Below are 20688 nucleotides of genomic sequence, written 5' to 3'. Positions count from 1 at the left end.
ACAATAAGTTATTGCCAAATATGCTATCTTTTCCATCAAAATACACATAAACGATTATTTATATTCTTGTTAGTTTTGTAATATGCTATGTTAAACGACTAGTATTCAGAGTAATTTTCTTATTCTAACAATAATTCATCACAACACGTATTATGAAACAGTGTTTTTTTGCAGTTGACCTTGGAGCTACGAGTGGACGCACCATATTGGGAGCTTTTACAGATAAAGGGTTCGAATTGGAAGAGGTTAATCGTTTCCCAAATCATTTGATTGAAGTTGGTGGTCATGTTTATTGGGATATAAATGCTTTGTATCAGCACATCATTGAAGGACTGAAAATCGCTGCTCAAAAGCAAATAGAAATCACTTCAATCGGTATTGATACTTGGGGGGTCGATTTTGTTTGTATTGGTAAAGATGGTCATATACTTCGTCAGCCTTATGCATACCGTGACCCCCATACTATCGGTGCTCCTGAAGCCTATTTTAATAGGATTTCAAGGGCTAGGGTGTATGAACTTACGGGCATTCAAGTGATGAACTTTAATTCGTTATTTCAACTAGATACTCTACGCCGGAATAATGATAGCTCGTTGGAGTCTGCAGATAAAATCTTGTTTATCCCCGATGCTTTATCGTATATGTTGTCCGGTAAAATGGTAACTGAGTATACCATCGCATCTACAGCTCAGTTGGTGAATGCTCACACTCGTAAGTTAGAGCCAGAATTGCTATCTTCTTTGGGCTTGACAGAAGATAATTTCGGCCGTTTCGTATACCCTGGAGAATTGATTGGAACCTTAACTGCTGAAGTACAGAAGTTAACTGGTCTCGGCGCTATTCCTGTGGTAGCTGTGGCTGGCCATGATACAGGTTCTGCTGTGGCTGCAGTCCCGGCATTGACTAATAATTTTGCTTATTTAAGCAGTGGCACTTGGTCACTTATGGGAATTGAAACAGATAAGCCTGTTATTAACGCGCAAGCTGAAGCATTTAACTTCACAAATGAAGGTGGTGTTGACGGTACTGTTCGTTTGCTTAAAAACATTTGTGGTATGTGGCTGCTTGAACGCTGCAGAAGCGAGTGGGAGGAAATATCTTACCCGGAATTAATTTCTGAAGCACAGAAATCGGAGGCTTTCCGGAGCATTATTAATCCAGATGATGCACTGTTTAGTAATCCTTCAAACATGGAAAATGCAATCTGTGAGTATTGTACTTTAACCAATCAGCCAATTCCAGATACTCGTGCGCGTATTGTACGCTGTATTTTTGAAAGTCTTGCATTGCGCTATCGACATGTTCTCGACTCCCTGATAGCTCTTTCTCCTCGTCCGATAGAAGTTCTTCACGTGATTGGTGGTGGAAGTCGTAATGACTTATTGAATCAATTTACAGCAAATTCCACGGGTATTACAGTTGTCGCAGGCCCTTCAGAGGCTACGGCAATCGGGAATATAATGGTTCAGGCAATGGCAGCCGAAAAGTCATCCGGCATGGATGAAATGAGAAAATTAATAAATTCATCTATTCCTTTGACTACATTTGACCCTCAGGATACAGGAGAATGGAATTGCGCATATAAGAGGTTTTTACAGATTATTGATCTAAAAAAATAGTTTATTTACATAAAAAGAATTTGTGTTATGAAAGAAGAATTAGTAAAGAAAGCCTATGATATAGCTCTTGAACGCTATGCTGCTGTAGGTGTAGATGCCAATGAGGCTATTGAGAAATTACAAAAGATTTCGTTGTCACTTCATTGCTGGCAAGCTGATGATGTTACAGGTTTTGAAAACCCTGATGGACAGTTGTCTGGCGGAATCCAAGCTACAGGTAATCATCCGGGTAAAGCAAGGAATATAGAGGAGTTACGTCAAGACATATTGAAGGCTGCAAGCTATATTCCTGGAACTCACCGTTTGAATTTGCATGCAACATATGGCGATTTTGGCGGAAAGTTTGTTGATCGCGATGAAATTGAACCGAAGCATTTCCAAAGTTGGATGGAGTGGGCTAAGGAGAATGGAATGAAACTTGATTTTAACTCTACTTCTTTTTCTCACCCCAAAAGTGGAAGTCTTACCTTAGGCAATCCTGATAATGACATACGCAATTTCTGGATTGAGCATACAAAACGTAGTCGTGCTATAGCAGAATCGATGGGGCAGTTTCAGGGAGATCCTTGTATTATGAATCTTTGGATTCATGACGGAAGCAAGGATCAAACCGTAAATCGTTTACGTTATCGCGAACTTCTAAAACAATCGTTAGATGAAATTTTTGCGACTAAATATGATAATATGAAAGACTGTATCGAAGCCAAATTATTTGGTATCGGAGCAGAAAGCTACACTGTTGGCTCATATGATTTCTATTTAGGTTATGGTTCAAAGAATAACAAGATGGTAACGCTTGATACAGGCCATTTCCATCTGACAGAAAGCATTGCGGATAAAATTTCTTCGCTGCTGCTTTTCACTCCTGAAATCATGTTGCATGTGAGTCGTCCAATTCGTTGGGATAGTGACCACGTAACAATCATGAACGATGATACATTGGACTTGGCAAAAGAAATTGTACGTTGTGATGCTTTAGATAAAGTACACATCGGACTTGACTACTTTGACGCTAGTATCAACCGTATTGGTGCATACGTAGTTGGTAGTCGTGCTACGCAAAAATGTTTCTTGCAGGGACTACTTGAACCGATTGCTAAATTGCGTGAATATGAAGCAAACGATCAGTTGTTTGAGCGTCTGGCACTTCTTGAGGAATCAAAGACTTTACCTTGGAATGCTGTTTGGGATATGTTCTGTTTGAAAAATAATGTTCCGGTTGGGGAAACATTTATTTCTGAAATACAGAAATACGAACAAGAAGTTACTTCAAAAAGATAAATTGACGAGCGTTATTTAAACAACAATACATATCATGAACACACTTATCGGACTTTTTATTATTGCTATAGGCAGTTTTGGGCAAAGCAGCTCTTATGTTCCTATTAATAAAGTAAAACAATGGAGTTGGGAAAACTTTTGGCTAGTACAAGGAGTATTCGCTTGGTTAGTTTTTCCTTTCTTAGGAGCACTATTAGGAGTTCCCGCCGGAAGTGATTTGTTTCAATTGTGGGCTTCAGGTGGAGCCTTGCCATCTATTATTTATGGTGTACTATGGGGAGTCGGAGGATTGACTTTTGGACTTAGTATGCGTTATTTAGGTGTGGCATTGGGACAAAGTATTGCATTGGGCACTTGTGCCGGGTTCGGTACCTTATTTCCTGCCATATTTTCTGGAAAAGATCTGTTCCAAGGTGAAGGATTGATGCTATTAATTGGTGTCTGTATTACCTTGGCCGGTATAGCAATCATAGGTTATGCAGGAAGTCTGCGTTCAAAGAACATGACTGAAGAGGAAAGAAAAGCTGCTGTTAAAGATTTTGCTTTAACTAAAGGCTTGCTTGTGGCGCTTCTTGCAGGCGTAATGAGTGCATGTTTCGCTTTAGGACTTGAAGCTGGAACCCCTATTAAAGAAGCTGCCATATCTGCAGGAGTAGAAGGACTATATGCAGGTTTGCCTGTTATTTTTCTAGTCACGTTTGGTGGTTTTATGACCAACGCAGCATATTGTTTGCAACAGAACATTAAGAATAAAACAGGTAAAGAATACTTTAGTGTGAGTCGTTCAACATGGATTAATAATGTATTGTTCTGTGCTTTGGCGGGTGGTCTTTGGTATTCTCAGTTTTTTGGATTGGAAATGGGCAAAAGCTTTCTTGAAGAAAGTCCGGTTTTACTCGCTTTTTCATGGAGTATTTTGATGTCTCTCAATGTTACATTTAGCAACGTATGGGGTATGATATTAAAAGAATGGAAGGGAGCTAATAAATTAACGATTATGATCTTACTTTCCGGTTTGGTTGTTTTAGTCTCTTCTATTATTGTTGTGGCAATGGCGCAAGCTTAAAAAAATATAGATTTATTATGAAATCAATTTTAGATAATCGTCCTGAACTGGCAAGACAGGTTGCTAATGTAGCCGAAGTTGGCGGATATTTGTGGCAAAAAGGATGGGCTGAACGTAATGGTGGAAATATCACCATCAATGTTACAGAATTTGTAGATGATGAAATTAAAGGAATGGAACCTATTAGCGACAATATGCCAATAGGAACTACTTTGCCTCATCTGAAAGGCTGCTATTTCTTTTGCAAAGGCACTAATAAAAGAATGCGTGACTTGGCCAGATGGCCAATGGAAAACGGTTCTGTTATACGTATTAATGATGACTGTGCAAGTTATGTAATCATAGCAGACAATCCGGTGAAACCGACTTCAGAGTTGGCATCTCATTTGTCTATGCATAATTATCTTATTGGAAGTGGTTCTACTTATAAAGCGGCTGTTCATACTCACCCGATTGATTTAGTTGCAATGACTCACAATCCGGCCTTCCTCAAGAAAGATGTATTGACAAAACTTCTTTGGAGTATGATTCCTGAAACAAGAGCTTTCTGCCCCCGAGGTTTAGGTATCATTCCCTACGCTCTGCCAAGTTCAGTTGAATTAGCAGAAGCTACAGTTAAGGAATTGGCAGAGTATGACGTTGTTATGTGGGAGAAACATGGTGTTTGCGCTGTTGGTGAAAATGTCATGGAGGCTTTTGACATGATTGATACGCTTTCAAAATCCGCTCAAATCTACCTGACTGCAAAATCTATGGGTTTTGAACCCGATGGAATGTCTGAAGCTTTAATGGAAGAGCTTAAAGTAGCCTTTAATTTGCCCAAATAAGAATCTCTTTTCTTATACTATTTAATAATAAGTGTGCTGTACATATGGCACACTTATTATTTCTACGAATCTACATTGTTAAGTTTAAAAATCTGATAATTATGAAAGTCAATAAATGCTTGTTCCTTAGCATATTTTCTCTTTTACACCTGTCTCTTAGTGCCCAGACTAATATGTCTCCAAAAGAAGTGGCCATGAAGATAGCCGATCGTATCTTAAATGCTACTACTTATAACTTTAAAAACGTCAAAACAGGTGAAGAATACAATTCGGTGAAGGGTATTCCCGTTAATCAAGATGTGAAAATGGTGTCAAAATACACACAGTGGCATTATACAAATGGGGTGACTAACATGGCTCTGATGGAATTAGGGAATAAACTGGGCGACCTTAAGTATGAAAAGTATGTACTTAAAAACATGGATTTTGTTTTTAATGAAGGAAATCTTGAATTCTTCCGTAAGCAATATGATCAGGCATTTAAAGATGGAGGATGGGAAGCCATACGCAAATTAAGTTGGCACATGATTTTTCGTGCTAAACGTCTAGATGATAATGGTCCGATGGGAGCTAGTTTGATTGAATTACAGTTGAAATACCCTCATAAATCATTCTTGAACTATATAAATGAAACAGCCAGCCATTTGAATTACGCTGAACCGCGTTTGGTAGATGGTACAATCGCTCGCATTTGGCCTCACGAGAATACTATATGGGCAGATGATGCCTTCATGGCGATCTCTTTTCTTTCTAGAATGGGCAAATTGACCGGTGACAATAAATATTATGACGATGCTGCCAATCAAGTTCTTAATTATACTCGTTATCTGTGGTGTCCGGAGAAAAGCATTTATTATCATTGTTATCATACAGACAATAAGGAACATGGAGTTGCTCATTGGAGCAGAGCAAATGGTTGGGTTTTTATGGCGCAAGCGGATTTGTTGGCTGTGTTACCCAAAGAGCATCCTCTACGCGAAGAGTTGCTTCGGAACTTTCGTCAACAGGCAAGTGGTGTAGCTCGGTATCAAGGGAAAAATGGTTTGTGGCATCAATTATTGGATAAAGAAGATTCTTATGAAGAGATAACCGGCACTGCCATGTTTGTTTTTGGAATAGCCAAGGGGGTTAAAGAAGGTTGGTTACATCCTGACTTTATTTATGTTGCAGAACAAGGCCTTAAAGGAATGATGCGTCTTATCTCTAATCAGGGTGATGTAAAAGGCATATGTGTTGGTACGGGTATCATGCCTTCATTAGCATATTATTATAATCGTCCGGTGCAAGAAAATGATCCAATGGGAGAGGGACCGGTATTACGTGCTCTTGTTGAAATGATTGATGCGCCTAAATACAGTGAAATCAAAGCCGAAGAGCAATATGATAAAATTGTTATGAAAAAATAATGTTATTTTCATAGCGATGCGAGAAAATACTTTGTATTTGCAAGGTTATATATGAAGTGTTTTCTCGTGTCTCTACCATACTCTTGCTTTTTATCGATTTAAAAGAAGATGTTTTTTTATTGTAATATACTAGTTTATAGGATTTAATGTTTATTTTTGCTCCTTAGACCAATGTGACTTTTCGGATATGACTAAGAGTTTTAATGATTTAGGAGTAGAATTCAAGTACCTTATTGTAAATGACAAAGATCACCAGTTTGGTCTTTGGGTAAACACGGTCGGCTATCAAGCAATACAACCCAACTCTCCTTATCCCCTCAAGGATCACCCCTCCGGATATTTTTTTAATGCATCGAAAGGCCGTATCTTGCCTGAATATCAAATTGTTTATATAACCAAAGGGCGCGGATTATTTGCTTCTGACTCCACTCCCGAGCGGCAAGTCTGTAAGGGAAGGCTGATGATTCTGTTCCCGGATCAGTGGCATACCTATCATCCTCTTCAACAGACAGGTTGGAATGAATATTATATCGGTTTCGAAGGAACAATCATTGATAACATAATTAAAAACTCATTCATTACCCGTGAAAATCAAGTCTTGGAGGTCGGTCTTAATGAAGAATTAGTTTCTCTATTTACCCGAGCAATAGAAATTGCAGAATCTGATAAGATCTCGGCACAGCAGTATCTTTCGGGAATTGTACTTCACATGATTGGTTTAATTCTTTCTATCTCCAAAAATAAGATATTTGAGATGGGAGATGTTGATCAGAAAATAGAGCAGGCTAAAATTATAATGAACGAAAACGTTTTTAAAAACATTGATCCTGAGGAACTGGCTATGCGACTTAATATAAGCTATTCATGGTTTCGGAAAGTTTTTAAAGACTATACAGGCTACGCTCCGGCCAAATATTTTCAGGAATTGAAACTTCGAAAGGCCAAGCAGTTACTTGCCGGTACATCTCAATCAGTGAAAGAGATTTCTTTCATGCTTGATTATAAATCGACAGAACATTTCTTCTCTCTTTTCAAGAAACGTACCGGTTTTACTCCTCTAGAATACCGTACGTATGCAAGAGGTGGTGAAGAATAAACCGGAAATCTTCTTAAAACGTCATTATTACTAATGATTATGACATTTTAATTACCTTATTTCTCTTTTATATTCATGATCTTTACGCTTTATGAACTTTGAAACTATAATGCTAATATCATGAAATTTGTAAGCGCATGCTTTCTTCTTTTCTTTTCACTCTGTGTATACGCTCAAAAGACAGAGACACTCTATTTATCAGGTAAAGGTCTAGGTAATACAATTACGTGGAATTTTTTCTGCTCTAACGGGCACAAAAGCGGTAAATGGAGTAAGATTGAGGTCCCTTCTCAATGGGAACTTCAAGGGTTTGGTGAATATACTTATGGTAGATGGTACAAGACAAAAGGTGCTGTGCCAAGTATGGAAACAGGTTTATATCGTTATTCTTTTAAGGTTCCTGCAGCATGGAAGGGCAAAATTATCCGCATTTATTTTGATGGAGTGATGACCGACACAGATGTGAAGATCAATGGAATGTCTGCCGGAGATACGCATCAAGGAGGGTTTTACCGTTTCTCATACGATATAACAGATAAAATAAAATACGGTGCAAAAAATCAATTGGAGGTTTTTGTTCGCAAGCACTCTCTAAATAAAAGCGTCAATGCTGCAGAGCGAATGGCTGACTGGTGGACTTTCGGAGGTATTTATCGTCCGGTGTGGCTCGAAGCAAAACCAACCTCACACATTCAGCACGTTGCTGTTGATGCTTCTTCGCAGGGAATACTTTCAGCCAAAATACAATTTAATAACTTGAAGAAAGGATGCCATCTCGTCGCTTCAATTTCTCCTGTAGGGACTGACAGAGGTACCTTTGTTCCACAATCCATATCTCTGCAAGACACTGTTTCTGTGCAGCGAATATCGGTGAATTGGAAGGGGGTTAAAACATGGACTCCGGAGACTCCTAATCTTTATCTGATGACACTGAGCTTACTTAATGAAAAAGGCGAAATGATACATACTTATCAGGAACGCATTGGTTTCAGAACGGTAGAGTTCAAACCTAAAGACGGTCTTTATGTGAATGGCACGAAAGTGATCATGAAAGGTATTAACCGACATTCTTTTCATCCCGATGGCGGAAGGACTACAAACAGGGAAATAAGTTTGCAGGATGCACTTCTTATAAAAGAAATGAATATGAATGCGGTTCGTTTTCATTATCCTCCCGATACTCATTTTTTAGAGATGTGCGATTCGTTAGGATTGTTTGTCATCGACGAACTGGCTGGTTGGCAGAATTCCTATGATACTTCTACCGGACTTAAATTGCAGCGTGAGATGTTGCTTCGTGACGTAAATCATCCTTCCATTGTTTTATGGAGTAATGGTAACGAGGGAGGTTGGAACAATGCTCTAGATCAACATTTTGCTGATTATGATATACAAAAAAGACACGTCATACACCCTTGGGCTGATTTCAACCAACTTGATACGCACCACTATCCGGCCTATTTAACAGGTGTAGCTCGTTTTACTAACGGGTATAATGTATTTATGCCAACCGAATTTATGCATGGTCAATATGATCAGGGACACGGAGCCGGTTTGCAAGATTTTTGGGACAACTATACTCGTCATCCATTGTTTGCAGGCGGTTTCATGTGGGATTTTTGCGATAATGCAGTGAAGCGTGCTGATAAAGGGGGAATACTTGACTCTGAAACTTTTAATGCACCAGATGGAATTCTGGGACCCTATCGTGAGAAAGAAGGAAGCTATTATACCGTACGCGAGGTATGGTCGCCTATCCAAATCAAGAAACAATACATAACATCTTCATTCAAAGGTGAATTCATGTTGAGCAACAACTATTTGTTTACGAACTTAAGTCAGTGTACTATGAAGTATCAAATATATGCGGCTCCGTCTCCTTTAAAAGGGTGGCAACAATCTTTGCTTGCATCTGGAGAGGTTGTATTACCTTCGCTTCATCCGGGTGAGACCGGACGTGCTGTGATGCAAGTTCCCGAAAATTTCTTCGAAGGAGATGTTCTTCAACTAGAGGCATTTGATGCTACAGGCAAAAGCATTTGTAACTGGACGTGGCCCATACATTATGCGGCTGATTATTTTCAGAAGCAGCGTACCCTTATTTCTTCTGATGAAACGGCTCTTTTCACTGAATCAGACTCCACGGTCACTTTGTCTGCTAAGCATGTAACTGTTACATTTACAAAGCAAGATGGGAAGATTATCAGCGTGTTGAACTCTTTAAATAAACAAGTCCCTTTCAAAGAAGGACCGGTTGCTGTTGGAATGAAAATGAAACCAGTACGTTCAACTTGCAGGATGGATGGTACCGATGCGGTGTTTTGCGTCAATTATGTAGGCGGTGTTGACTCCATCGTGTGGCGTATGTCGGCCGACGGCCTCCTTAATATGAATGCGGTACTGCTTAATCGTGCCTCTGGGGGAGGTGGTTTCGATGATGCGTTTATGGATGAGCAAGTCTATAATTTGGGATTGACCTTCTCATATCCGGAAGACGAATGTACGGGCATGCGTTGGTTTGGCCGAGGCCCTTATAGAGTTTGGAAGAATCGTGTTCCGGGAACGAATTATGGAATATGGCATAAGGATTACAACAATACAATTACCGGTGAATCCTTTGAAAATCTCGTCTATCCCGAGTTTAAAGGCTATCATGCTAATTTATATTGGGCGACTATAGAGAATAAAGAAACTCCTTTTACTGTTTATTCGGCTAGCGATGGAGTTTTCCTCCGCCTTTTTACTCCTGAAGAACCTAAAGGAAGACAAGATGGTGTGAATACCATGCCCGACTTCCCAGCCGGCGATATTTCTTTTTTGTTTGATATTCCTGCCATACGTTCCTTTAAGCCGGTTTCTCAGCATGGTCCTCAGAGCCAGCCCGGGAATATCCGTATTAAGAAAGGAGACGAAGGCATACGTTTGAACTTATACTTTGATTTTAGAAATAAATAATTCGAATGATAATACCATGAAAAAACTATTTTATTCATTGGCTGCTCTGATCCTCGGAGCATGTGGTGCGGGCAAGCAATCTCCTATTGACAGAGAGGCCCTTGTTACAAGGAATAATCCTCAGGTTAGTACCTTTGATTCTTTGGCTTCACTTTCTGTTGGTAACGGAGAGTTTGCCTATACAGTTGATGCAACTGGGTTACAAACTTTTCCGGCCATGTATTCCAATGGCGTGCCCCTTGGAACTCAAAGTCAGTGGGGATGGCATGCATTCGCCAACCCTGAAGGATATCGTCACGAAGAAACTCTTAAGAATTATGATTTCGGTCGTGGGCGCTTGGAACCCTATTCTACTCAATTTAATGAAAAAGGTCGTCAGCAAGATGCAGCCAATTGGTTTCGAGTAAACCCACATCGTCTGCATTTGGGTATTGTTGGCTTAGAACTATCAGAGAGAGTAACCCCGACTGATTTTACAGATATTCACCAGACACTGGATATGTGGAAAGGGGTTATTCACAGTAGTTACAAAATAGCAGGTGTTCCCTATGAAGTAGAAACAGCCGTTCATCCTAAGGCAGACCTGATTGCTGCGCGTATCACTAGTACCGGGCATTCGGGTGTTAAGTTTCACTTCCCTTATCCTACCGGAGGCCATTGTGATGATGCCTGTTTATGGAATGTGAATGATAAACATTCAACGACAATCATCGCTCAAGATGCACAATCGGCCGTATTGAAACGAGTTTTGGATGCTACTACCTATTACGTGACTATCCGTTGGGAAGGCAATGCAACTATAAAAGAGAAGGAAAAGAACTATTTCGTTTTGACTCCTCAAGGTGATTCTTTGGCCTTTACTTGCGAGTTTACTTCTGACGCTCCATCTAAGGAAAAAGTAAATGTGGAACAAACACTGTCTGCCGCCGCTGAATATTGGGTTTCCTTCTGGAAAAAAGGAGGTGCGGTTGACTTCTCACTGTGCACAGATTCGCGGGCAAAAGAACTGGAACGTCGCGTGGTACTTAGCCAGTATCTATTGGCTATCCAGTGCGCAGGGACCACCCCGCCGCAGGAAACAGGGCTGACTTACAATTCGTGGTTTGGCAAGTTTCATTTGGAAATGATTTGGTGGCATCAGGCACAGTTTGCGCTTTGGAACCGTGCTGACCTGCTTGACCGTACTCTCGGATGGTATGAAAAGGCTGAACCCATAGCCCGTGAAATAGCAAGACGCCAAGGGTTTCAAGGAGTTCGATGGATGAAGATGACTGATCCCGGAGCATTGGAAGCGCCATCAAAAGTAGGAAGCTTTCTTATCTGGCAGCAACCTCACCTTATTTATTTGGCCGAACTGATTTATCGTGCCAATCCCAGTGAAGAAGTGATCAAGAAATACAATCGTTTGGTGCAGGAAACAGCTAAGTTCATGTATTCTTTTGCCACGTACGACGAGTTGGAAGGTCGCTTTGTGCTTAAAGGAGCTATCCCGGCTCAAGAAACATTGCGTGCGGCTGAAACAGTGAACCCTCCTTTTGAACTTTCTTATTGGCACTTTGCCATGGAAACGGCACAAAAATGGCGCGAACGTTCCGGAGAAAAGCGTAACCTGCAGTGGGATGAGATGATTGATAAACTCTCTCCTTTGGCTTACAATGAAGATAAGTTATACTTGGCAGCTGAAACAGCTGTCGATACCTATAAAGATATCCGTTTTACTTCAGACCACATGGCGGTGCTTGGCTCTGTCGGTATCTTGCCCATGTGCAAATTGATTCGGGAAGACTATATGAAGAATACGCTTCATTGGATTTGGGATAATTGGAACTGGGGTAAAACCTGGGGATGGGATTATCCTATGACCGCGATGAACGCCGCTCGTTTAGGAGAACCTGAAAAAGCAGTGGGAGCCTTACTCATGGAGAAACGAACAAATACGTATTTGGTAAACGGACATAATTACCAGGACGGGCGTCTCAGAGTTTATCTACCGGGCAATGGCGGTCTGCTTACGGCTGTGGCTATGATGTGTGCGGGTTGGGACGGTTGCAAAGAGCAAACCCCCGGTTTCCCGAAAGACGGAAAGTGGAACGTGCGATGGGAAGGTCTTAATCCCATGCCTTAATTCTTTTGTTTGGAAACTATTATGAGAAAAAGAAAAATTACTGCGCTTTGTACCCTTTTCATTCTGTTGTGTATTCTTTCCAGTGAAGCATTGGGCCAGCCTCTTGCTTCATTGAACGAAGGAAAACATACGTCTGCCCGAAAGTTGCGTTACCATCCGGATGGGGAAGACTTTGTAATCGTTAATGGCGATCGCAAGTTTAACCGTGCCCTATATGGCAGTCATTCCGGTTTCCGCCTAGAGACAAGTGATGTGCCTGAATTTGCATTGTATTTACCCCGCATGGGAGGAAATCTGACTTTAGGACTGCGATTGAAAAACCGTGTTCTGTCACTCAATCATGCATCGCGTATTGAATCTCGTTACCGGGCGGGAAGTCGTATATATAAGATAACCGATCCGATATTGGGTAAAAACGGTTTTCTTGTCATTACTGCGCTGGCATTACCCGATGCAGATGGAGCTATCTGGAAAATAGAGAGTAAGAACATTCCTTCGGGTATTGAGTTGACTTGGTTATTTGGAGGTGCGGCCGACAAACGTTTCAGTCGGGAAGGCGATATGGGAGTAGATCCTGCTGATTGTTTCGACCTGAAGCCCGAATATTGTTCGGGCAATGTATATGCCATCAGAAACAATCAGTTCCAGGTTACTTTCGGACAAAAATCCAAAACGGGTGCCCGTGTACTGAGTGGGTTATTCCCTTCCGGATCCAAGCTTACCACCGATGAATTACCTCGTTTACACGGAAGTGTGTTACTCCAAAAAGAACAGTACTTTCTGTTGCATTCCGGGGAACTGTCCGATTCTCTCGTGGTTCTTTCCGCTTTGTTTGATAAAGCAGAAAAGGCCCGTCGTGCCTTGGCCGAGCGTATTCGTATTTCAACTCCTGATCCTTATTTTAATACCTTGGGAGGCGCGTTAAGCGTTGCGGCCGACGGTATATGGGATGGTGAAGTCTGGTTGCATGGAGCCATAGGCTGGCGCATGCCTTTGAGCGGTTGGCGCGCAGCTTACACAGGCGATATTCTGGGCTGGCACGACCGGGCACGAAAGCATTTTGATGCGTATGCAGCGAGTCAGGTCACCCATAAACCACAGGTTAAACAGCATCCCGCGCAAGATCCAGAGATGAATCTGGCCCGTTCCATCAAAGAATGGGGTACACCGCAGTATAGTAACGGATACATTTGCCGGAACCCAAACCGCAATGATCAGATGCATCACTACGACATGAACTTATGTTATACAGATGAATTGCTGTGGCATTTCAATTGGACGGGCGATTTGGCTTATGCTCGCAAGATGTGGCCCGTTTTGGTTCGTCATCTTGACTGGGAGAAACGCAATTTCGATCCCGATAACGATGGATTGTATGATGCTTACGCTTGTATATGGGCCAGTGACGCACTCTATTATAATTCGGGTGCAGTAACACATTCGTCGGCCTACAACTATCGAGCGAATAAGATGGCAGCCGAGATAGCCCGGCTCATTGGCGAAGACCCGACTCCTTATGCTTTGGAGGCTGCCCAAATACTCAAGGCCATGAACGAACAACTCTGGATACCATCCAAAGGACATTGGGCAGAATACAAAGACTTCATGGGGCATAAACGGGTGCATGAAAGTGCAGCGGTCTGGACAGTTTATCATGCTATTGATAGTGAAACGGCCGATCCTTTTCAGGCGTATCAGGCTACTCGATATGTAGATACAGCTATTCCCCATATTCCCGTCCGTGCCGAAGGGCTTAAAGATGAGCAGTTCGAAACGATCTCTACTACGAATTGGTTACCTTATTCATGGAGTATCAATAATGTGGCATTTGCCGAAGTGATGCACACCTCGTTGGCTTATTGGCAAGCCGGGCGCAATGATGAAGCTTTTAAACTTCTTAAAAGCTCCGTTCTCGATGGCATGTACTTGGGAGGAAGTCCGGGTAACTTTGGTCAGGTTAGTTTTTATGATGCGGCACGCGGTGAGTGTTACCGAGATTTCGGCGATCCCATAGGAGTTGCCTCACGTGCTTTGATTCAAGGACTTTATGGCATTGTTCCCGACTTGTTGAATAACCGTTTGCTGCTTCGCCCGGGATTCCCGGTTGAATGGCCTTACGCTTCGCTCGAAACGCCTGACATTTCATTTGGTTACCACCAAGAAGGCCCAAGTGACGTGTACCGGGTGTCCACCCGCTTTGATAAACCGTTAACCATTGAGCTGCAATGTCGTGCCCGTATGGATCGTGTGGTAACTGTTACGGTGAATGGCAAAAAAGCTCAGTGGAAACAAAATGAAAAGTCCGTTGGCTATCCTTGCTTACTTATCGAAATTCCTTCGGCTAAAACCGCGGAAATAAAAATTGAATGGGCAGGTCGTCCTGTTGAGGCCGGTTTGTTGCAAACGGGCAAGGCATACAAAAAAGGTGACGTAGCCAAAATGTCCTTCCAATCATTGACTATGGAGGAACTATATGATCCTCAAAACGTTTTCTTGAAAACTCGTACCCCTATCAATCCCAAAGAGTTTGTGGCAGTGGTTACCGGTGCTCTGGGAGGGCGAACAGCCTTTGCACGCGTGCGGCAAGGTGATTTGTCTTGGTGGTTGCCGATAGAAATACAAGTGGAGGAGGAGAGTAAAGACGCTGTGGTAGCCTTCTCAAAGGTAGTGCCCGCACATTGCCAACCGGTCAACATGGATAGTCTGTGGAACGCACCGGTTACTGCCATTTTTATAAATGAATATTTAACTCCCCGCTCTCCGTATACAACATTGCAATTGCCCAAACAAGGAATAGGTGAGTGGTGTCATCCTAAAACTACGGCGGTGATAGACGATTCGGGACTTCGGAAGAAAGTGCGAAACCAGTTGTTTGCTACACCGTTCGGGGTCAACTTCCGAACACCGTCGGAGGGAAACAACATTGCATTTACTTCTTTGTGGGATAATTATCCCGATAGCATTCGGGTGCCGCTTACGGGTAGTGCATCGCATGCTTACTTATTAATGGCAGGCAGTACCAATCACATGCAATGTCACATAGTCAACGGAATCGTAAAGGTACATTATACAGATGGTAGTTGCGATTCTTTGGAATTGATTAATCCGGAAAACTGGTGTCCTATTGAGCAAGACTTTTTCGTTGATAACGTTGCTTTCGGTATCAAGGTGCCACGTCCTTATCGGGTGCATTTGCTTTCGGGACTGGTTAGTAACAACCTAGAGAAGGATTTGACGATTAAAGGCGTGTACGGTCGTGAAATTCCCGGTGGAGCAGGCGTATTGCTAGATATGCCCTTGAATCCCAAGAAAACATTAAGTCATCTTACTTTGGAAACCCTCTCAAACGATGTGGTGATAGGCTTAATGAGTATAACGCTGCAGCAGTAGTTACAGAAGTATGTATATACAAAAAGAGGTTTGCCACTTGTGACAAACCTCTTTTTATGTGCGGATGATAGGACTCGAACCTACACGTCTCACGACACCAGATCCTAAGTCTGGCGCGGCTACCAATTACGCCACATCCGCTCATGCAGGTAATAGTTACCTTGTTTTGCGGTGCAAAGATAAGTACTTTTTCCGGTTTCGCAAACAATTTGCTTATAAAGTTAATTTTTTATTAGTTTCCGGGCAGTTTCAATGATTGTATCAATCCCTTTATCTTCGTCATTCTTTTCCATATTAACAGTAACGTCGGGATCAATGCCAAATTCAATCTGGTTCATTTCCGCATCAAAATGCGGACTGGCCGAGTAGCGTACCGACCATCCGTTGGGCAATTCCGAAGAGAAAGGCATGCCCGATCCGCCTCCGGTTTGATCACCCACAGTAGTTACCAAAGGCAGGTATCTCATGGAGTTGACGAAATCATTGGTCGCACTGTATGCATGACGGTTGGTCAGCACCACCACCTTCTTTTGCCACCTGATCTGTTTGGAAGGCTCCAGATAAATAGGTTCGGGATCAGAGAAATCACTGTGTCCTTTCCCCGTTTTGTGTCTGATGTAACCGGTCAACACCTTTTCGTTGGTAAAGCGCGATGCCAGAGTAGACGAATTGCTTAAATTTCCTCCTCCATTATTGCGAACATCAATGATGATACCGTCGCAGATGGCCATGTATTGCAATATCTCATTTAAGTTTCCATTGCCTATCGGATTACTGAAACTTTCATAATAGATGTAGCCCACATTATCATCTAAAATAGTGTATTTCGCTCCTCCCGCAATGCGATAGTCGGTTTCCAGGTATTTTTCAACAATGGCTTCATTAAAATTCCTCGGATAATCCTCGTACCAATTCCAGTAGCGCGCCACGTCGCTGGAAGAGTAAAGGTTCACGTGTCCGTCTTTTAGTTCATCGAGCATATCGCCCAATACCTCAAAAAGATTCTCGTCACTCATGGTAGGAGTCAGTTTCTTCTGATAAACGGTGTAGATGCTATCCCAATTTATGTCTTTGTAATCAAGGAAACAATATTTCTCATCAATGATAGTCCATAAGGCATCGAAGTTACCTTGCGGAGAGTTATCGTATTCTTCTTCTCCTATGCAGGAAGAGAACAACACAACAGTGAGCAGAATCAAGTATTTGATATGTCGTTTCATTTCTGTCTTTCTTTAATATGCTCGCACGGAAGGCGGCAAAGGAGCTCCTTTTTTATTCTTAATGCGATAGAGGTCTTTAACGAATCCCACCATAAACACATGCGAGTAAATATGTGTCTGTATCTCGTTGACATCAGATTGTTGTATGTCGCACACGTAGCTCATTCTTAATTTGGAACTCCCCACCGGGAAGTCCACAGAAAGCATTTGCCGGAATGCCGGCTGGTTGTGCAAAGAAGTAAACCGCACTACCCCGTCACTGTTACCCAACGTGAATATTTCGTAGTAAGACTGTCCGTAGTTGGGCGAAAACAGCACACCCGCTACCGGAACATTGAGCTGATAGCGCAGCGTTAAGGGCACATTTTTCACTTTGACGTGCCAGATTGCCATGCCCGAAGCGTCGAGATTGATATAAGCCTTGGCAGAAGCCGGATTGTTTGTGTTACGCAGATTATATACAAAGCCACCGTTAAAGTCGGCTAGTCCGCCTGCCAGCAATTTGAAGTTTTCCGTTATCCTGAATTGATAGTGTAAACCATAATTCCAGTTCACTAATCCGGCAAACGTATTGTTATTGTCGGCTCTGTTGTGCGTGTACGACAAGTTAGCCTGAAAAAAGTTTTGCGCAGATACATTCCCGTCAAATAGCGTGGTCATCCGCATGGTTTCGCGAGTTACCCTGAAGTCCATCCCCTTATATTCCTGCGGAGAAAGATACGTGTCATACACATTAGAGTATCCTACTCCGTAAAGAGTGGCACGCATCAGGTACCTGCTGGCTTTTAGCGAATCCTCTTGTGCTTGCAATGCAGTCTGTGCAAATACACAAATGCCCCAAACCATAAATAATCTCTTTATGGTTTGGGGCATACGTTTTATCATGGCTTTATGTGTCATTTCATATCTGACTTAAAAGAGCTTCATTTGCCCTGTTATTTCATCAATAATATCGTCTTCACTCTTACCGTTGTCAGGGTCCAGGTTCTCTATTTCCTCCGTTTCATCGTCACCTTCATTTGCCTCCTGCTTTTCTTCAGGGAAGCGTACCGGCTCCAATTCATTGATGGCCTCTATGTTAAAAGTCGAAATTCTTTTCCCTTTCGCCTTGAATCCTTTGACGGCAATAAACTCATCGGCATCAATGATTAGTTTTTCGCGGAAACTATCGTGTCCTCCGAAGATAACCTCCAAGCGGGGGTAATATTCATCCGTCAGGATAATGAGCTTGCTCTCTTTGTTGTCGCCCAGGTAGTTCTGTTTGCGTGATCCGGCTTCAAAACAGAAACGTTTCAGGTACGGATAATTCTGTTGGTCGGCATCATACAAGGCAGCACTCCACACCTTATTCGGGTCGTACTTCTCTACAATCTGCACATTGTCTTCGTAATGATTGCTTAGATCAAAGTTGGTTGTGTAGAAATCTCCGTTATTAAGAATAACCAATATGCTGTCTTCGCTTTGGAATTCACCCAGATATTCCCCTCTGCCGTCATAATTGAGGCGGAGCACATCACGGTCAAACCAAACCTTTCGTCCGCCCAGCGTAGAGCCTCCTTTTTGTTTGAGTGCAATTTTGTGCACATCATATTTAGAAAGAATAACTCCCATGGCCTGCCTTCCCTTGATGGCAATTTCACTAAAGTCTTTCTCAAATGTAATTTTGCGTATGCGCGGGTTTGGTTTCAGGGTTACTTTGATAACCTCAGCCTCTCCGTTGGGGTTCGCTGTGAAATAAACCACGCGCGATCCCGGTGTTCCCTGTGTCAAGTCATATTCACGGTCGCGGGTAACAGAAGTTACGGCAAAACGCTTCATGTAATGAATGCCCTCTTTCCCGTCGCGGTACACGGCGTTGTAAATGGTTCGTTTGTCGTTCTTCTTAAAGATGTTGATATAGAGAATGTTCTTACCGATAAACTTCTTCTCGGCAACCGGCGTAATGAGATACCTTCCGTCGCGATAGAAAATAATCACATCATCCAGGTCCGAACAGTTGGCAATAAACTCATCCTTCTTCAGTGCCGTACCAATGAATCCTTCGTCGCGGTTAATGTATAACTTCTCGTTGGCTTCCACCACTTTGGCTGCTTCAATGGTATCAAAGTTGCGTAACTCCGTGCGTCGGGGAAATCCTTTTCCGTATTTCTCTTTCAGCATCTTGAACCAGTTGGTGGTGTACTCCACGATGTTGGCCAAGTGATTGTTGATGGTTTCAATCTCTTCTTTGGTACGTGCAATGAAATCTTCCGCTTTGTCCGAATTGAATTTCAAGATACGTCCCATCTTTATTTCCATGAGCTTGAGAATATCCTCTTTGGTCACCTCACGAATAAACTTCGGATAAAAGGGAGTCAGCCTATCATCAATGTGCGCACAGGCAGCATCCATGTCTTTGGCTTGTTCAAACTCCTTATCCTTATATATACGTTCTTCGATAAATATCTTTTCGAGCGATGCAAAGTGCAGACCTTCCTGCAGCTCGTTTTTGTGAATCTCCAGTTCGAGACGTAAAAGATCCAGCGTATTATCAACCGACTTCCGCAACACGTCACTTACCCTCAGGAAGTGAGGTTTGCTTTCGTCAATGACACAACAGTTGGGCGATATGCTCACTTCACAATCCGTAAAGGCATAAAGGGCATCAATCGTTTTGTCGGACGAAACGCCCGGTGCCAGGTGGATTAATATCTCAACCTGAGCCGACGTGTTATCGTCAACCTTGCGGACTTTGATCTTCCCTTTGTCGACCGCTTTCAGTATGGATTCAATGACACTGGTCGTTGTTTTACCGTAAGGAATCTCGGTGATGGCCAGCGTTTTGTTATCAATCTTGTTTATCTTGGCTCTGACTTTGACTACGCCTCCTCGTTCACCGTCATTGTATCTGGATACATCGATGGAACCGCCCGTCTGAAAATCCGGGTAAAGTCTGAACTCCCTTTGGTGAAGATACTCAACCGCTGCATCGCACAGCTCGTTGAAATTATGAGGCAGAATCTTTGACGAAAGTCCCACTGCAATACCTTCCACACCCTGTGCCAGCAGTAACGGGAACTTCACCGGCAAGGTAACCGGTTCTTTGTTACGGCCGTCGTATGAAAGTTTCCATTCGGTTGTTTTGGGGTTGAATACAACCTCCAGTCCGAACTTAGACAAACGCGCTTCAATGTAACGGGGAGCAGCGGCACCGTCGCCTGTTAATATATTACCCCAGTTTCCCTGGCAGTCAACCAACAAGTCCTTTTGCCCCAGCTGTACCAACGCGTCGCCTATGGAAGCGTCGCCGTGAGGGTGAAACTGCATGGTGTGCCCCACAATGTTGGCCACCTTGTTGTAGCGTCCGTCGTCCATTCGTTTCATGGAATGGAGAATGCGTCGTTGTACGGGCTTTAATCCGTCGTTAATATGAGGCACGGCACGTTCTAATATAACGTAAGAAGCATAATCCAGAAACCAGTTCTGGTACATGCCAGACAGTTGGTGTTTTATGCTTTGGTCGTGTGTGTCGGCCGGTCTGTAATCAGAATGTCCTTCCGTAATCTCGTTAATCTCGTCGCTCATAAATAACTGGTCCTCTAATCTATTCTATCTTGTTTTAACAACAAATTATCTTTTTTACATCATTATTTGGATGATGTGCAGGCAAAAATACGAATTTAATTGAAAAAAATCATTTACTTTGCACTTTATTTCAGTAACC

12 protein-coding genes and 1 tRNA gene are annotated in these 20688 nt (G+C 42.5%); 9 read left to right on the top strand and 4 right to left on the bottom strand.

The genetic code is table 11. The annotated features are described in order from the left end of the window. Window positions 1-152 precede the first annotated feature (152 nt). The 9 genes from rhaB (at window position 153) to ACKPCE_RS03080 (ending at window position 15765) form a co-directional block, all read left to right on the top strand. A complete protein-coding gene (rhaB, locus tag ACKPCE_RS03120; protein WP_319504162.1) occupies window positions 153-1619 on the top strand; it encodes a rhamnulokinase in 1467 nt (488 codons plus the stop codon). Window positions 1620-1646: 27 nt separating this feature from the next. Beyond that, window positions 1647-2900, top strand: a complete 1254-nt coding sequence (locus ACKPCE_RS03115; protein WP_319504161.1) for an L-rhamnose isomerase — start codon at window positions 1647-1649, stop codon at window positions 2898-2900. A gap of 34 nt (window positions 2901-2934) precedes the next feature. Next, complete coding sequence (rhaT, locus tag ACKPCE_RS03110; RefSeq protein ID WP_319504160.1) at window positions 2935-3966, top strand: L-rhamnose/proton symporter RhaT; 1032 nt, start codon at window positions 2935-2937, stop codon at window positions 3964-3966. A gap of 17 nt (window positions 3967-3983) precedes the next feature. Then, entirely contained in the window at window positions 3984-4793 is an 810-nt protein-coding gene (gene rhaD / locus ACKPCE_RS03105; protein WP_277638671.1) for a rhamnulose-1-phosphate aldolase, read from the top strand. 98 nt (window positions 4794-4891) lie between these two features. Beyond that, complete coding sequence (locus ACKPCE_RS03100; protein ID WP_407655023.1) at window positions 4892-6199, top strand: glycoside hydrolase family 88/105 protein; 1308 nt, start codon at window positions 4892-4894, stop codon at window positions 6197-6199. Window positions 6200-6386: 187 nt separating this feature from the next. Further along, window positions 6387-7295, top strand: coding sequence for an AraC family transcriptional regulator (locus ACKPCE_RS03095; RefSeq protein WP_024995342.1), 909 nt, complete (start codon window positions 6387-6389; stop codon window positions 7293-7295). 120 nt (window positions 7296-7415) lie between these two features. Then, a complete protein-coding gene (locus ACKPCE_RS03090) occupies window positions 7416-10250 on the top strand; it encodes a glycoside hydrolase family 2 TIM barrel-domain containing protein (RefSeq protein WP_319504158.1) in 2835 nt (944 codons plus the stop codon). Window positions 10251-10266: 16 nt separating this feature from the next. Next, on the top strand, window positions 10267-12375 hold the full coding sequence (locus ACKPCE_RS03085) for a hypothetical protein (protein WP_319504157.1): 2109 nt from the start codon (window positions 10267-10269) through the stop codon (window positions 12373-12375). Window positions 12376-12396: 21 nt separating this feature from the next. After that, the gene (locus ACKPCE_RS03080) at window positions 12397-15765 is read left to right on the top strand and encodes a DUF4450 domain-containing protein (protein ID WP_319504156.1); all 3369 of its coding nucleotides are present in this window, start codon (window positions 12397-12399) and stop codon (window positions 15763-15765) included. Window positions 15766-15824: 59 nt separating this feature from the next. On the opposite strand, the gene ACKPCE_RS03075 is transcribed toward ACKPCE_RS03080, so the two are convergent. The 4 genes from ACKPCE_RS03075 to ACKPCE_RS03060 all read right to left on the bottom strand — a co-directional run bounded on the left by ACKPCE_RS03075 (window position 15825) and on the right by ACKPCE_RS03060 (window position 20549). After that, window positions 15825-15906, bottom strand: a tRNA-Leu gene (locus ACKPCE_RS03075). An 80-nt stretch (window positions 15907-15986) separates the two neighbouring features. After that, complete coding sequence (locus tag ACKPCE_RS03070) at window positions 15987-16985, bottom strand: S41 family peptidase (protein ID WP_319504155.1); 999 nt, start codon at window positions 16983-16985, stop codon at window positions 15987-15989. A 12-nt stretch (window positions 16986-16997) separates the two neighbouring features. Continuing rightward, window positions 16998-17831, bottom strand: a complete 834-nt coding sequence (locus ACKPCE_RS03065; RefSeq protein ID WP_374048561.1) for a DUF3316 domain-containing protein — start codon at window positions 17829-17831, stop codon at window positions 16998-17000. A gap of 66 nt (window positions 17832-17897) precedes the next feature. Further along, a complete protein-coding gene (locus tag ACKPCE_RS03060) occupies window positions 17898-20549 on the bottom strand; it encodes a DNA gyrase/topoisomerase IV subunit A (protein ID WP_319504154.1) in 2652 nt (883 codons plus the stop codon). Window positions 20550-20688 lie beyond the last annotated feature (139 nt).

Source organism: Bacteroides graminisolvens (assembly GCF_963666085.1).
Lineage (GTDB): Bacteria > Bacteroidota > Bacteroidia > Bacteroidales > Bacteroidaceae > Bacteroides > Bacteroides graminisolvens.
Note: the sequence above shows the minus strand (reverse complement) of the source record. Positions and strands in the feature narration are given on the sequence as shown.